The organism is Streptomyces sp. NPDC005878 (assembly GCF_040629815.1).
GTDB lineage: Bacteria > Actinomycetota > Actinomycetes > Streptomycetales > Streptomycetaceae > Streptomyces.
Window position 1 is genome coordinate 71,795 of record NZ_JBEXWK010000017.1, and the last position, 12,993, is coordinate 84,787.

At 73.2% G+C, this 12,993-nt stretch carries 11 protein-coding genes; 4 read left to right on the forward strand and 7 right to left on the reverse strand.

Annotated features, from left to right (window positions below; genetic code table 11):
- Positions 1-36 precede the first annotated feature (36 nt).
- Positions 37-1,185: a hypothetical protein gene (locus ABZ404_RS23835; protein WP_358990851.1), complete on the reverse strand. Its 1,149-nt coding sequence runs from the start codon at positions 1,183-1,185 to the stop codon at positions 37-39.
- A 169-nt stretch (positions 1,186-1,354) separates the two neighbouring features.
- Entirely contained in the window at positions 1,355-1,765 is a 411-nt protein-coding gene (locus tag ABZ404_RS23840) for a transcriptional repressor (protein WP_358831235.1), read from the reverse strand.
- A 344-nt stretch (positions 1,766-2,109) separates the two neighbouring features.
- Between ABZ404_RS23840 and katG the strand changes: the two genes are divergently transcribed.
- Positions 2,110-4,335, forward strand: coding sequence for a catalase/peroxidase HPI (katG, locus tag ABZ404_RS23845; protein WP_358831236.1), 2,226 nt, complete (start codon positions 2,110-2,112; stop codon positions 4,333-4,335).
- A 76-nt stretch (positions 4,336-4,411) separates the two neighbouring features.
- On the opposite strand, the gene ABZ404_RS23850 is transcribed toward katG, so the two are convergent.
- The 5 genes from ABZ404_RS23850 to ABZ404_RS23870 form a co-directional block, all read right to left on the reverse strand.
- Positions 4,412-5,857: a glyceraldehyde-3-phosphate dehydrogenase gene (locus ABZ404_RS23850; RefSeq protein WP_358831237.1), complete on the reverse strand. Its 1,446-nt coding sequence runs from the start codon at positions 5,855-5,857 to the stop codon at positions 4,412-4,414.
- A 124-nt stretch (positions 5,858-5,981) separates the two neighbouring features.
- Positions 5,982-6,482 (reverse strand): L,D-transpeptidase, encoded by a 501-nt coding sequence (locus ABZ404_RS23855; RefSeq protein ID WP_358831238.1) that lies wholly within the window; start codon positions 6,480-6,482, stop codon positions 5,982-5,984.
- A gap of 69 nt (positions 6,483-6,551) precedes the next feature.
- The gene (locus tag ABZ404_RS23860; RefSeq protein ID WP_358831239.1) at positions 6,552-6,677 is read right to left on the reverse strand and encodes an ALQxL family class IV lanthipeptide; all 126 of its coding nucleotides are present in this window, start codon (positions 6,675-6,677) and stop codon (positions 6,552-6,554) included.
- 76 nt (positions 6,678-6,753) lie between these two features.
- On the reverse strand, positions 6,754-9,579 hold the full coding sequence (gene lanL, locus ABZ404_RS23865) for a class IV lanthionine synthetase LanL (protein WP_358831240.1): 2,826 nt from the start codon (positions 9,577-9,579) through the stop codon (positions 6,754-6,756).
- Between the two features lie 114 nt (positions 9,580-9,693).
- The gene (locus ABZ404_RS23870) at positions 9,694-9,885 is read right to left on the reverse strand and encodes a hypothetical protein (protein WP_358831241.1); all 192 of its coding nucleotides are present in this window, start codon (positions 9,883-9,885) and stop codon (positions 9,694-9,696) included.
- Positions 9,886-10,108: 223 nt separating this feature from the next.
- Here ABZ404_RS23870 and ABZ404_RS23875 point away from each other — a divergent pair, with 223 nt between their 5' ends.
- The 3 genes from ABZ404_RS23875 to ABZ404_RS23885 all read left to right on the forward strand — a co-directional run bounded on the left by ABZ404_RS23875 (position 10,109) and on the right by ABZ404_RS23885 (position 12,974).
- A complete protein-coding gene (locus ABZ404_RS23875; RefSeq protein ID WP_358831242.1) occupies positions 10,109-11,185 on the forward strand; it encodes a hypothetical protein in 1,077 nt (358 codons plus the stop codon).
- Positions 11,186-11,401: 216 nt separating this feature from the next.
- Positions 11,402-12,511, forward strand: a complete 1,110-nt coding sequence (locus ABZ404_RS23880; RefSeq protein WP_358831243.1) for a mechanosensitive ion channel family protein — start codon at positions 11,402-11,404, stop codon at positions 12,509-12,511.
- An 82-nt stretch (positions 12,512-12,593) separates the two neighbouring features.
- A complete protein-coding gene (locus ABZ404_RS23885) occupies positions 12,594-12,974 on the forward strand; it encodes a DUF779 domain-containing protein (RefSeq protein WP_358831244.1) in 381 nt (126 codons plus the stop codon).
- The last annotated feature ends 19 nt before the right edge of the window (positions 12,975-12,993 follow it).

Consider the following 12,993-nt stretch of genomic DNA (forward strand, 5'->3'; position numbering starts at 1 on the left):
GGGACGGCCCTCTTCGGCGGTCCCGGGGGCGGCGGGCTACTTGCCCGGGTCCCGGAAGCGGCCGAACGCCTTGGTGAGCGCGCTCAGCGGCGACGCGTCCGCCTTGGCCCTCGGCGCGGGCAGCACGGGCACGCCGTCGCCGCCGGTGGCCTCGGCCAGCGCCGCCTGCGCCGCCTCGGCGGCCTCCCGGTACAGGTCACGCGATGTGGTCATGGCGTCGAGCGCCTCCGCGTACCTGGCGACCATCGCCTGGGCGTGGACCAGCTCCTCGTCCGGGGTGAGCAGGTGCCAGCCCTGGCGCAGCCGGGTCAGGGCCCGCTCGGCGTCAGGTGTCATCGGGCGCGCGAGGGCGGCGAACTCCCTGATCCTGTCGAGGAGTTCGGTCGGTTCGGAGCCGTCCAGGATGACGGTGCGGACGGTGAAGCGGTCCGCGTCGTAGTCCGCGCCCTGCGGCTGCGTGGGCAGCACGACCGCGCCGCCGCGCGGCAGCCGTACCCCGAGCTCCTTCTTCATCGCGAAGTCGGCGATCTGCGCCTGCTCCGGGGTGCCTCGGTGCTCGATCACCCGGTGGCGCAGGCTCGGCGGCAGATACGCCGTGACCGGCCGCTGCCCCGCCGCGTCCGGCGTCATCGCCTCGTGCACCACGACGTGGACGAACCAGCTCTGGCGGGCGCAGTCCCGCAGCAGGTGGCGCAGCTCGTCGTCGTCCTTGGGCAGGTGGTTGGTGGTGCGCATCCGCAGGTCCGGGACGGTGTCGTGGTCCCAGGCGATCCGGTCGCTGTCGGGCCAGAACATGGTGGCCGGCGAGGGCCAGTCGGTCTGCCACGGCCGCTCCGCCTCGGCGGCGAGGACCCAGGTGACTCCCTCGCCCTCCTTGCGGCGGTTCTCGGGGTCGTACGTGGTCAGCTGGGCCCGCACGGTGACGTCGTCGGCGACCCGCCAGCGGGCCTCGAAGACGCGCCGGGCCGTGGGGCCGGGGTCGGCGGACTCGTCGCGCGGGTGCAGGACGGTGGAGCGCGCCGCCTCGACGGGGTCGAGGTCCAGGAAGGAGTCGAGCACCCCGGCCGCCCTGAGGGCGATCAGGTTGCGCCGGACGTCCTGCTCGGGCTCGGGCCCGAGGTGGCGCGCGCGCCCCAGCCACGCGGTGTCGGGGACGGTGGGCGGGGAAACGGGGTTCTTGGCCATGGAGTCGTTCTGTAGGCGATCGGGGCGTGACCAGTATCCTCCGTCGGCCCTCGGAGGGAAGTAGTACCCGCCCGGGGTTTCACCACACCGTTCGCCGCCCTACCCCTTTCCGCCCCGGCCGCCGTCTTACGGGGCGCCGGGCGCGGGCGTGTCCGTCGGACGCCCCGTGCTACGCGCAGGAGGGGCACAGCCCCCGGTAGGTGACCTCGGCCGTGGCGACCGTGAAGCCGAACCGGTTCTCGACGGGCAGGTGGGACAGCAGGTCGCCGCTGGTGCTGACGTCGCGGATGGTGCCGCAGCCGGAGCAGACCAGGTGCTGGTGGGGCCGGTGCGCGTTGGGGTCGTACCGCTTGGCGCGGCCGTCGGTGGAGACCTCCAGGACCTCGCCGAGGGAGACCATCTCGCCCAGCGTGTTGTAGACGGTCGCCCGGGAGATCTCCGGCAGCCGTCGCGCCGCGCGCGCGTGCACCTCGTCGGCGGTGAGGTGCACGTGGTCGCCGTCGAGGACCTCCGCCACCACGCGCCGCTGCGAGGTCACCCGCCAGCCACGCCCGCGGAGCCGCTCCAGCAAGTCACTCATAAGGATCCATCCGTTCCGGCTCGGTGGAGAGTCGAGTAGGGGCCAGTAGTGGTGTACCCGCGATCGGCGGTCGGCGTACAGCTTCCGACCGAGAACGAAACCGGTGAGCTTCTTGACCTGGACAGCGTCCATCGTAGGATCGATACCAACGACGGCCAAGGGAACGGACACCTCCGGTATGGCGGTACGGCAGCAGACCGAGCCGGTCCTCCCGCCTTCCCGGGCCCGTTCCCGAGCGACCTTCCACCGTCCACTGATCGCGACGGGATCCGTCCGCCGCATCGAACTGTTCGACCACCCGTAGTCCCCTGAGCAGTGTGATCCACCAGCCCGGAAGGATTCCGATGTCTGAGAACCACGACGCGATCGTCACGGACCCGAAAACGGAGGACGGAAGCGGCGGCTGCCCGGTCGCGCACGGTCGCGCCCCGCATCCGACGCAGGGCGGGGGCAACCACCAGTGGTGGCCGGAGCGGCTCAATCTGAAGATCCTCGCCAAGAACCCCGCCGTGGCCAACCCGCTGGGCGAGGAGTTCGACTACGCCGAGGCGTTCAAGAGCCTCGACCTGCCGGCCGTGAAGCGGGACATCGCCGAGGTGCTGACCACCTCGCAGGACTGGTGGCCCGCCGACTTCGGCCACTACGGGCCGCTCATGGTCCGGATGGCCTGGCACAGCGCGGGCACGTACCGCATCAGCGACGGCCGCGGGGGCGCCGGGGCCGGGCAGCAGCGCTTCGCCCCGCTCAACAGCTGGCCGGACAACGTCAGCCTCGACAAGGCGCGCCGGCTGCTGTGGCCGGTCAAGAAGAAGTACGGCAAGAGCCTGTCCTGGGCCGACCTGCTGGTCCTCACCGGCAACGTCGCCCTGGAGTCCATGGGCTTCAAGACCTTCGGCTTCGGCGGCGGCCGGGCGGACGTCTGGGAGCCCGACGAGGACGTGTACTGGGGCCCGGAGACCATCTGGCTCGGCGACGAGCGCTACACCGGCGACCGGGAGCTGGAGAGCCCCCTCGGCGCGGTGCAGATGGGTCTCATCTACGTCAACCCGGAGGGCCCCAACGGCACGCCGGACCCGATCGCCTCGGCGCGCGACATCCGCGAGACGTTCCGCCGGATGGCGATGAACGACGAGGAGACCGTCGCGCTGATCGCGGGCGGCCACACCTTCGGCAAGACCCACGGCGCGGGCCCCTCCGAGGCGGTCGGCCCCGACCCCGAGGCCGCCGGGCTGGAGGAGCAGGGCCTGGGCTGGCGCAACTCCCACGGCACCGGCAAGGGCGGGGACACGATCACCAGCGGCCTCGAGGGTATCTGGACGAACACCCCGACCACCTGGGACAACAGCTTCTTCGAGATCCTCTTCGGCTATGAGTGGGAGCTGTTCAAGAGCCCGGCCGGCGCCCATCAGTGGCGGCCCAAGGGCGGCGCCGGGGCGGGGACCGTGCCGGACGCCCACGACCCGTCGAAGAGCCACGCGCCGACGATGCTGACGACCGACCTCGCGCTCCGCCTCGACCCGGTCTACGAGCCGATCGCGCGGCGCTTCAAGGACAACCCGGCCGAGTTCGCGGACGCGTTCGCCCGTGCCTGGTTCAAGCTGACCCACCGCGACATGGGTCCGGTCTCGCGCTACCTCGGCCCGGAGGTCCCCTCCGAGACGCTGCTGTGGCAGGACCCGCTGCCGGAGGTGACGCACGAGCTGGTCGGCGCGGCGGACATCGCCTCCCTCAAGGAGCGCGTCCTCGCCTCGGGCCTCACCGTCTCCCAGCTGGTCTCCACCGCCTGGGCGTCGGCCTCGTCCTTCCGGGGCAGCGACAAGCGCGGCGGCGCCAACGGCGCCCGCGTCCGTCTGGAGCCGCAGCGCGGCTGGGAGGTCAACGACCCGGACCAGCTGTCGGTGGTGCTGAGCACGCTGGAGGGGATCCAGCGGGAGTTCAACGCCGGCGGGAAGCAGGTCTCGCTGGCCGACCTCATCGTGCTCGCGGGGTCCGCCGCGGTGGAGAAGGCGGCCCGGGACGCGGGCTTCGCCGTCGAGGTCCCCTTCACTCCGGGCCGCGTGGACGCCTCGCAGGAGCAGACCGACGTGGAATCGTTCGCCGCCCTGGAGCCGACCGCGGACGGTTTCCGCAACTACCTGGGCAAGGGCAACCGGCTGCCCGCCGAGTACCTGCTGCTCGACCGGGCCAACCTGCTCACGCTCAGCGCCCCCGAGCTGACCGTGCTGGTGGGCGGTCTGCGGGTGCTGGGCGCGAACCACCGGCAGTCGTCGGCGGGCGTCTTCACCCGGACGCCGGGAGTCCTCACCAACGACTTCTTCGTCAACCTGCTCGACATGGGCACGACGTGGAAGGCGACCTCCGACGACGCGCACGCCTTCGAGGGCCGCGACGCCGCCACCGGCGAGGTCAAATGGACCGGCACCCGCGCCGACCTCGTCTTCGGGTCGAACTCGGAGCTGCGCGCCCTCGCGGAGGTGTACGCGAGCGACGACGCCAAGGAGAAGTTCGCCCAGGACTTCGCCGCGGCCTGGGTCAAGGTCATGAACCTGGACCGGTTCGACCTCGTGTGACGGCCTGAGAGGTGACAAGAGGCGCCTGCCGGGCGAAAGCCCGGGTCAGGCGCCTCTTTTCCTGGTGCGCGGGTGCTCAGCTCGTCGGCACCGGGTACGTCGGGTACTCGACGCCCGAGACGTGCTGGACGACGCGGATGACCTGGCACGAGTAGCCGAACTCGTTGTCGTACCAGAGGTAGAGGATCGCGTTGTCGCCGTCCACCTTGGTGGCGCCCGCGTCGACGATCGAGGCGTGGCGCGAGCCGACGAAGTCCATGGAGACGGCGTCGGGGGCGGTGGTGAAGTCGATCTGGCGCTTGAGCGGCGAGTGCAGCGAGACGTCGCGGAGGTGGTCGAGGACCTCCTCGCGGGTGGTCTCCCGGCCGAGCCGCAGGCTGAGGATCGCGATCGAGACGTCCGGGACGGGAACGCGGATCGAGCTGCCGGTGATCGGCGCCTTGAGGTCGGGCAGCGCCTTCGCGACGGCCGAGGCGGCGCCGGTCTCGGTGATGACCATGTTCAGCGGCGCGGAGCGGCCGCGGCGGTCGGCCTTGTGGTAATTGTCCAGCAGGTTCTGGTCGTTGGTGAACGAGTGGACGGTCTCCACGTGGCCGCGGAGCACACCGTACTCGTCCGCCATGGCCTTCAGCGGCGGGACGATCGCGTTGGTGGTGCAGGACGCGCAGGACAGGATCCGCTCGTCCGGCTTGATGGTGTCGTGGTTGACGCCGTGCACGATGTTCGGCACGTCACCCTTGCCGGGGGCGGTCAGGACGACCTTGTCGATACCGGGGCGCAGGTGCTGCGAAAGGCCTTCGCGGTCGCGCCACTTGCCGGTGTTGTCGATGAGGATGGCGTCCTTGATGCCGTACGCCGTGTAGTCGACCTCGGACGGGTCGTTGGCGTAGATCACCTTGATCGCGTTGCCGTTGGCGACGATGGTGCTGGTCGCCTCGTCCACGGTGATCGTGCCCTGGAACTGGCCGTGGATGGAGTCGCGCCGCAGCAGCGAGGCGCGCTTGACCAGATCCTGCTCGCCGCCACCGCGGACGACGATCGCGCGCAGCCGCAGACCGTTGCCGGAGCCGGCCTTCTCGATGAGCAGGCGCGCGACGAGCCGGCCGATGCGGCCGAACCCGTAGAGGACGACGTCGCGGCCCTCGCGACGCTCGATCTTGGTGGCACCGGTGGCGCCGATGACGGCCTGGGCGGTGAACTCCGCCACGGTCAGACCGCGGTCGTCGGCCTGGTACATCGCGGCGAGCATGCCGAGGTCGATCTGCGAGGGGCCGAGATCGAGGGTGGTGAGAGCCCGCAGGAACGGAAGGGTGTCGGTGACCGAGAGTTCCTCACCGGCGATCTGCCGGGCGAAGCGGTGGGTCTTGAGGATGCTGACCACCGACTTGTTCACCAGGGAGCGGCTGTGGAGGAGGACGGTGACGTCCCGCTCCCGGTGCAGCTTCCCGATGATCGGGATCATCGACTCCGCGATCTCCTCGCGGTTCTTCCAATTGGTGAACGAGTCGTCATTGACAGTCACGAGTTTATCTTTCGAGCTAGGCGGCGCTCATATGCTAACCCGACCCCCGTTCGGGGGTTCAGGGGGTGCCGCCGACAGCACGACAGTGACGGAAATGCCCCGTTTCGCCACCGTACGCGCATGGTCACGCCTGTGGTTTCCTCCCCCACACGTAGACCGCGTCCCCCAGGCGCAGCACACCCCAGAGCCGCTGGGCGTCCTCGTGGCGGAGGTTGACGCAGCCGTGGGAGCCGGGGCCCTCGTAGAGGTTGTCGCGGACGCCGTGGATGGCCTGGCCGCCCTGCCGCGTGGGGCAGCTGGTCAGCTGCCGTCCGCCTCCAGCCCCATCAGCTCCTCGACCTCCCGCTGGTAGGGCCCGGCGGCCGTCGAGCACGCGCGCGGGGCACCGGTGGGGGCGGCGTGGGCGGGCAGGGCACCGAGGCCCAGCGCGAGGGGCACGGCCGGGAGGAGCGCCGTCAGGGTTAGGTGGGCTCGGGGCAACGTCCACGTGGCGCTTACATGTGCACCGTCCGCCGGGCGCGTGCCCGCGCCGCACCGAACTTCGCTCTCCCGCGCCGGGGTTCTGCGCCAGGGGCCCGCCGGGGCCGGGCTGCCGGTGACCGGTGTCGCACGGCCCACCGCGCACGGCCCACCTCGCGCGGGCGGTGCGCGGTGGAGGGGGCGGGACGGGGGGCCCGTCCCCTCCACCGGTGGGTCAGCAGCCGCTCATGTGGATGCGGCAGGAGGTGATCAGCGCGGCGGCGTGCTCCTCGCCGCCGAGGCTCTCGGTGCGGACGTCCTCGGGCAGGACCTGGAGGGCGTCGATGTCGTGCTCCATCATGATGGGCTCCTTCGTTCGGTGGTGCGTGCCGGGCCCGGCGGGTCCGGCGGCCGGCGGCCGGGTGGCCGCCGGAGTCTCAGGGGTGGGCGCGTTCGCCCTCGGGCAGCCAGGCGCGGGGGCCGCCGAACCGCAGGCGCAGCAGCAGCGAGAGGCTTCCGCCCAGGCCGGTGGCGTACTCGGCGAGCACCGTCCCGCGGTTCTCGTCCGGCACCAGCAGGCGGCCGTCGTGGAGGACCGCCTGCGCGGCCAGATGTTCCACCAGCAGCTCCGCCGCGGACCGGTGGTGCGGCTCGCCCGTCAACTCGGCCGCGTCGAGCAGGAATTCGGCGTTGCCCGCGAGCCCGTGGCAGGTCGAGGTGGAGTCGGTGGCCCGGCCCGCCCGTACGGCGACGGCCGCGCCCTCCACCAGGTCGCGAAGGGTGTCGTCGTGGGCGCCGGTGGCGGCCCAGAGCCGGACCAGGAAGGTGCCCGCTCCGGACGAGCCGTTGCACCAGTGCCGGGCGAGCTCCGGGGCGTCGGAGAGGTGGCGGGCCCGGTCGACCGGCCACAGCGCGCCCGCGGGTCCGGAGCGGGCCGCGGCGGTCAGGGTGGCGCCCGCCTCGATGGCCGCGTCGAGGAAGCGCTCCTCCCCCGTGGCCCCGGCCGTCAGCAGCAGGAAGGTGCCGACGCCGGCCACGCCGTGCGCGAAGCCGTAGTGCCAGGCCCCCGCGAGGGCGGACGCGAAGTCCTCCGGCACCGGCCAGAAGGTTCCCTCGGAGGTGCGCCGGGCCGCCGCGAGCAGCCCGTCGGCGGCCCGTACGGCACGGTCGAGGAAGCGCGGGTCCCCGGTGGCGCGCCAGAAGTGCAGCTGGGCCAGGCCCGATCCGGCCGCGCCGTGGCAGACGTCGGGGTTGGGCCACTCAACGGGCAGGGCCAGGGCGAGCGTGGTGGCGCGTGCGGCGAGCCGGGGGTCGTCCAGGGCCCGGGCGGCGTCCAGGAGCGCCCAGGCGGTGCCCGAGCGGCCGAAGTGGAGGCCGGGAAGACCGCTGGGCAGGGAGTCCTGCCGGTCCGCCGTCCAGGACGCGGCGGCCGCCAGCCCCGCGCGCAGCGTCTCCCGGGTGACGGCCGGGGAGCCGCCGTCCTCGTCCCAGTGGCGCAGGGCCCGGGCCAGTACGCTCACGCCGCCCGCCGAGCCGTGCTGCACGGCCACCGGGTCGCAGGTCCCGCCGAACGCCTCCGTGGGCCAGAGCCGTTCGGGGTGGCCGGGCCGCAGGGTGGCGAGGAGGTGGGCGAGGCCGTCGTGCAGCAGCCGGGCGCGGGTCGGCGCGGCTTCGGCCCGCCCCACGACCGCGGCGGGTAGGGCCGTCGGCGGGGTGGCTTCGCCGAGGAAGCGCCGTGCCCGCTCCAGGGTCCAGCGGTCGGCGGGCGCGTCCCGCATCAGCCCCCGTACCAGCGGCGAGAACCGGCGTACGAACGGGTTGTCGCGGGCCAGCAGTTGCACCAGGGCGGCCAGGCGCTCCTCCTCCGGCCGGGCCGGCCCCGCGCCCGGCAGGTCCGGCGCGAAGAGCGGGTCGGCGCCGCTCAGGGCGTGCAGGATGGTCGCCCCCAGGGCGTACAGGTCGACGCCGGGTGCCGCCGCGGGCGCCACCTGGTCCAGGGCGCGCAGTTCGGGGGCGGTGTAGCCGGGGGTGGCGCCCAGGACCCAGCGTTCGCCCTCCGGCGCCGCCATCTCCAGGTCGATCAGCACGAGGCGGCCCTCGGGCGTGACCATCACGTTGTTGGGGTTGAAGTCGTGGAGGGTGACGCCGAGTCCATGGGCGGTGGCCACCAGGTCGACGAGCTGCCCCACCAGCAAGTCGGCCGTACGGTCGTCGGGGCAGGCGGTCCCGTCCCGCGTCAGCCGGTCCGCGACCGTGCGCCGCAGGGTCGCCCCCGGGACCGACTCGGCGGCCAGGAAGGTGCTGCCCTGCTGCTCGAAGACCTCGACGAGACGGGGGACGCGGTCCGGGTGGGCTCGCCCGGCCCGGTCGAGCAGGGCCGCCTCCCGGCGCAGCAGATCGCGGACGTCGAGACCCTCCAGGCCCGCTCCCACGTGGGGCCGCGCCTGCTTGACGACGACCTGGACGCCGGTGGTGGTGTCCTTGGCGCGGAACACCCCGCCCTTGTTGGAGTGCTGGATGGCGCCGCGTACGAGGTAGCGGTCGTGCAGCAGGACCGGTTTGGCGGTGGCCGTGCTGCGCGCCGGGGCCGCCGGGCGGTCGGGGAAGGGGTCGCCCGCCCAGGCCGGCGGGCTGAACCAGGCGTTCCGCTCGTCCGCGACCGGGTGCCCCTCGGGGTCGGTGAGCCGGGCCGCGAAGCAGCCGTCGGCGGTCAGGGCGGGCACGGCGGAGAACACCCCGTACCGGTAGTACACCTGGCTGCCGGGGCGGTAGCGGCGGTCGGAGAGGACGGCGGGGCCGGGCAGACCGGCGGTGGCCAGGTGCAACTCCTCGGCGAGCAGCCGGAAGTGGTCGTCGTCGGCGGGGTACACGGTGAGGAACTTGCCGCCCCCGCCGCGCTCGTAGCGCCCGGAGACCAGAGCCGCGACGCGGGCGGGGGTGCCGGCGAACTTGAAGGCGGCGCGGTGGGCGAGGAGCACGTCGGCGGACCGGGCCAGGGTCACGGGTGCGGAGAGCGGGGTGGCCGAGACGTGGAGCTTCCAGCCCTGGGCGCGGGGGGCCGTCCCGGCGGGGACCACATGGCACCAGAAGTCCCCCGGCTCCACGGTCCAGTCCGTCTCGCCGTCCGGCGCGGACCGGGCGACGGCCGCGCGGACCACGTCGGGCAGGAGCGCGAGGTCCGCGGGGCGTTCGGCGCGTACCCGCCGGGGCCCGGGCAGGGCCGGGGACGGGGCGGGCGGCGGTGTCGCGGGCAGGGGTGACACGCTCTTCGACCTCGCAGTTCAGGGGCGGTTGGGCGGGCTCGCAGGGGCCGGGTCGCGCGGGGCGGGCGCGCGTGCCGGGCGGCGCGGGGGCAGGCGGGACTTTCGCCGTACGCCCTAGTGCTGGGGCCGGACGTAGTCGTCGCCCCAGCTGGTGTCGAGGATGCTCGCGGCGACGGTCGTGGTCGCCGCCGTCCCACCGCCCCGCACTCCGTCCGCCGTCCCTGGTCCGCCGCCCGCCGGGGTGACGCACGCGCCACCGACCAGCAGGGCGGTGAGGACGAGAAGACAGCGGAGTGCTCGGGGCATGGCACGGCTCCAGGGTCGGGAGGTCGTCGACCGGCGACGGTTTCCTCGTACGGCCGCCGGGGCGGGCGGCCGGAAAGGTCTCGGGTCCGGAATGTCGGCCTGGCGGGGTTTGCCCGGCCCGACGGTCAAAGTCCATCCCGGCGGGCCCTGTTGGTCCAGCTCTTCGGCCTGGCAATAGCCTGCATGGCACGGAAGTAGCACGGCCGCATTGCGGGGGAAACACATGGATATCGGGACAGACGTCAACGGCTTGCCGCAGGTGGACGCGAGGGCCGTCGCCGTCTTCGAGTACGTGCTGGCGCGGGGCAGCCTCAAGGGCTGGCCGCCCGACGCCTCCCCCGAACTCGGCCTGTCCCGGGCGGAGGTCGAGGCGGCCTGCCGGACCCTGCGCGAGCTCCGGCTGCTCCGCCCGGCTCCGGGCAGACCCGAGGAGCTCATACCGGTCAGCCCCGACGCCGCCGCGGCCGAGGTGGTGGGCCCGCTGGAGGCCCGGCTCGCCCGGGACGCGGCGCACGCGCAGGCCGTACGCGACGATCTGCGCTCCCTGATGCCCACCTACCGCGCCGTCCGCCGCCGGCGCGGCCACCAGGAGGGCATCGACGTCCTGCCCGACCTGCCGGCGGCCTCCGCGATGCTCACCGAGGCCGCGGCGGACTGCCGCGAGGAGGTGTTCAGCATCCAGCCGGGCGGCGGGCGCGCGCCCCACCGCCTCGGGGACGCCATCGACCGGGATCTGGCGATGCTCCGCCGCGGCGTCCGGATGCGGACGCTCTACCAGCACTCGGCCCGCGCCAGCCTGTCCACGCAAGGGTATGTGGAGACGCTCGCCGAGGCGGGCGCGGAGTACCGCACGGCCGCCGAACTGCCGGACCGGGCCGTGGTGTTCGACCGGGCCGTGGCCTTTCTGCCCCGCCGGGCGGACGGCGGTTCCGGCGAGGGCGCGGTGCTGGTCCGGGACCCCGATGTCGTCGCCTACCTGTGCCGGGTGTTCGAGCAGCACTGGTCGGGAGCCACCCCGTTCCTGGGCACCAGCGAGGCCGCCTACAAAGAGGTCGGGCACAGTCTGCGGCGGGCGCTGGTGGGACTGCTCGCCGAGGGCGCCAAGGACGAGGTGATCGCCCGGCGCATGGGCATGTCACTGCGCACCTGCCGCCGCCACATCGCGGAGCTGCTGGAGGAGCTGGGCGCCGAGAGCCGTTTCCAGGGCGGTGTCCTCGCCGAACGGGCCGGGCTCGCCGTACCCGCGGATCCCTTGGTTCCGGAGCGGCGGTGCGGCTGCGGGGAGACCGCGCGCGGATGAGCCGCGGGTGGTCCGCGTGACCCCGGCCCACCCGCGCCGCCGTCGTGTCCATGCGGCAGGATGGCAGCCCGTTCGGTGCGTCCGCGAGGACCCCGAACGGCGCTTCACGCACGACGAACTGACAGGTGACAAGATGGCGACACTTCACATACGGCCGCCGGTGGCGGCCCTTCCCGCAGTCCTCCTCCCGGCCCGTCGCACCTCGGAGGGGGTCCGTTGACCCGGGGCCTCGTCCTGCACGACTGGGTGGTCGCCGGTATCGCGATGGCCGCGGGGCTCGTCGCCGCGCTGCTGCTGCGGGCGCTGCTGCGCTGGCTGGGCAAGCACGCGCTGAGGACGAAGTGGCGGGGGGACGACATCGTCGTCGACGCGCTGCGTACCGTCGCACCCTGGGCCGCCGTCATCGCGGGGGCCGCGGCGGCGGCCTCGGCCCTGCCGCTCACCACGCGTATGGCGGCGATCGCCAACCACTCGCTGACCGCCCTGCTCATCCTGATCACCACGCTCACCACGGCCCGGGTCGTCGCGGATCTGGTGCGGTCGGTGGCGCAGTCGCGGACCGGGGTGGCCGGGTCGGCCACCATCTTCGTCAACATCACCAGGGTCGTGGTGGTGGCGATGGGCTCGCTGGTCGCCCTGGACATGCTGGGCATCTCCATCGCCCCGCTGCTCACCGCACTCGGCGTCGGCGGCCTCGCGGTCGCGCTGGCGCTCCAGGACACCCTCGCCAACCTCTTCGCGGGCGTGCACATCCTCGCCTCCAAGACCGTGCAGCCGGGTGACTACATGCGGCTCAGCAGCGGCGAGGAGGGGTACGTCGTCGACATCAACTGGCGCAACACCGTGGTGCGCAACCTGTCGAACAACCTGGTCATCATCCCCAACGCCCGGCTGGCGCGGACGAACATGACCAACTTCAGCCGCCCGGAGCAGGAGCTGTCGATCCTCGTGCAGGTGGGCGTCGGCTACGACAGCGACCTGGAGCACGTCGAGCGGGTGACCCTGGACGTGGTCAACAGCGTGATGGCCGACATCAACGGCGCGCTCCCCCACCACGAGGCGGCCGTCCGCTTCCACACCTTCGCGGACTCCCGGATCAACTTCACGGTGATCCTGGGCGTGGGCGAGTTCAGCGACCAGTACCGGATCAAGCACGAGTTCATCAAGCGCCTGCACCAGCGCTACCGTGCGGAGGGCATCTCCATCCCGGCGCCGACCCGGACGGTCTCCCTCCACCACGACGACCAGGCCTTCTCCTCGCCGGTCCCGTCCCCGCTCGCGGTCCCGCACCCCCGCGAGGCGCCCGACTCGGCGCGGCAGCCGTAGCGGTCCGCAACGTGTCCGCAACCCCGCCCGTGGTGGGGTTGCGGCATCCGCACGCCACGCAGACCGAAGGGCCGTGATCCCCATGTCCGCCAGGAACACGGAGGACGGGCCCGACGGCCTCCCCGCGCGCGTGGAGCTGACCCCCGCCGCCGAGGGGCTGCTGCGGCGGCTGCGGGCCGCTCATGGGCCCCTGATGTTCCACCAGTCGGGCGGCTGCTGCGACGGCAGCGCGCCCATGTGCTACCCGGACGGCGAGTTCCGTACGGGAGGCTCGGACGTCCTGCTGGAAAATCTGGTCGTCGACGGCGTCGAGGAGCCGGTCCCGTTCTGGATCTCGGCCGCCCAGCACGAGGTGTGGCGGCACACCCGGCTGATCGTCGACGTCGTCGAGGGGCGCGGCAGCGGCTTCTCGCTGGAGGCGCCGGAAGGCGTGCGCTTCCTCATCCGCTCGCGTCTCATCTGAGCCCGCGCACCCGCGGGCC

What these genes read in the sequence shown, in the direction of transcription:
- ABZ404_RS23840 (WP_358831235.1), bottom strand. Translation starts at nt 1,765, where the DNA reads ATGAGTGACTTGCTGGAGCGGCTCCGCGGGCGTGGCTGGCGGGTGACC.
- ABZ404_RS23885 (WP_358831244.1), top strand. Translation starts at nt 12,594, where the DNA reads ATGTCCGCCAGGAACACGGAGGACGGGCCCGACGGCCTCCCCGCGCGC.
- katG (WP_358831236.1), top strand. Translation starts at nt 2,110, where the DNA reads ATGTCTGAGAACCACGACGCGATCGTCACGGACCCGAAAACGGAGGAC.
- ABZ404_RS23835 (WP_358990851.1), bottom strand. Translation starts at nt 1,185, where the DNA reads ATGGCCAAGAACCCCGTTTCCCCGCCCACCGTCCCCGACACCGCGTGG.
- ABZ404_RS23870 (WP_358831241.1), bottom strand. Translation starts at nt 9,885, where the DNA reads ATGCCCCGAGCACTCCGCTGTCTTCTCGTCCTCACCGCCCTGCTGGTC.
- ABZ404_RS23875 (WP_358831242.1), top strand. Translation starts at nt 10,109, where the DNA reads ATGGATATCGGGACAGACGTCAACGGCTTGCCGCAGGTGGACGCGAGG.
- ABZ404_RS23860 (WP_358831239.1), bottom strand. Translation starts at nt 6,677, where the DNA reads ATGATGGAGCACGACATCGACGCCCTCCAGGTCCTGCCCGAGGACGTC.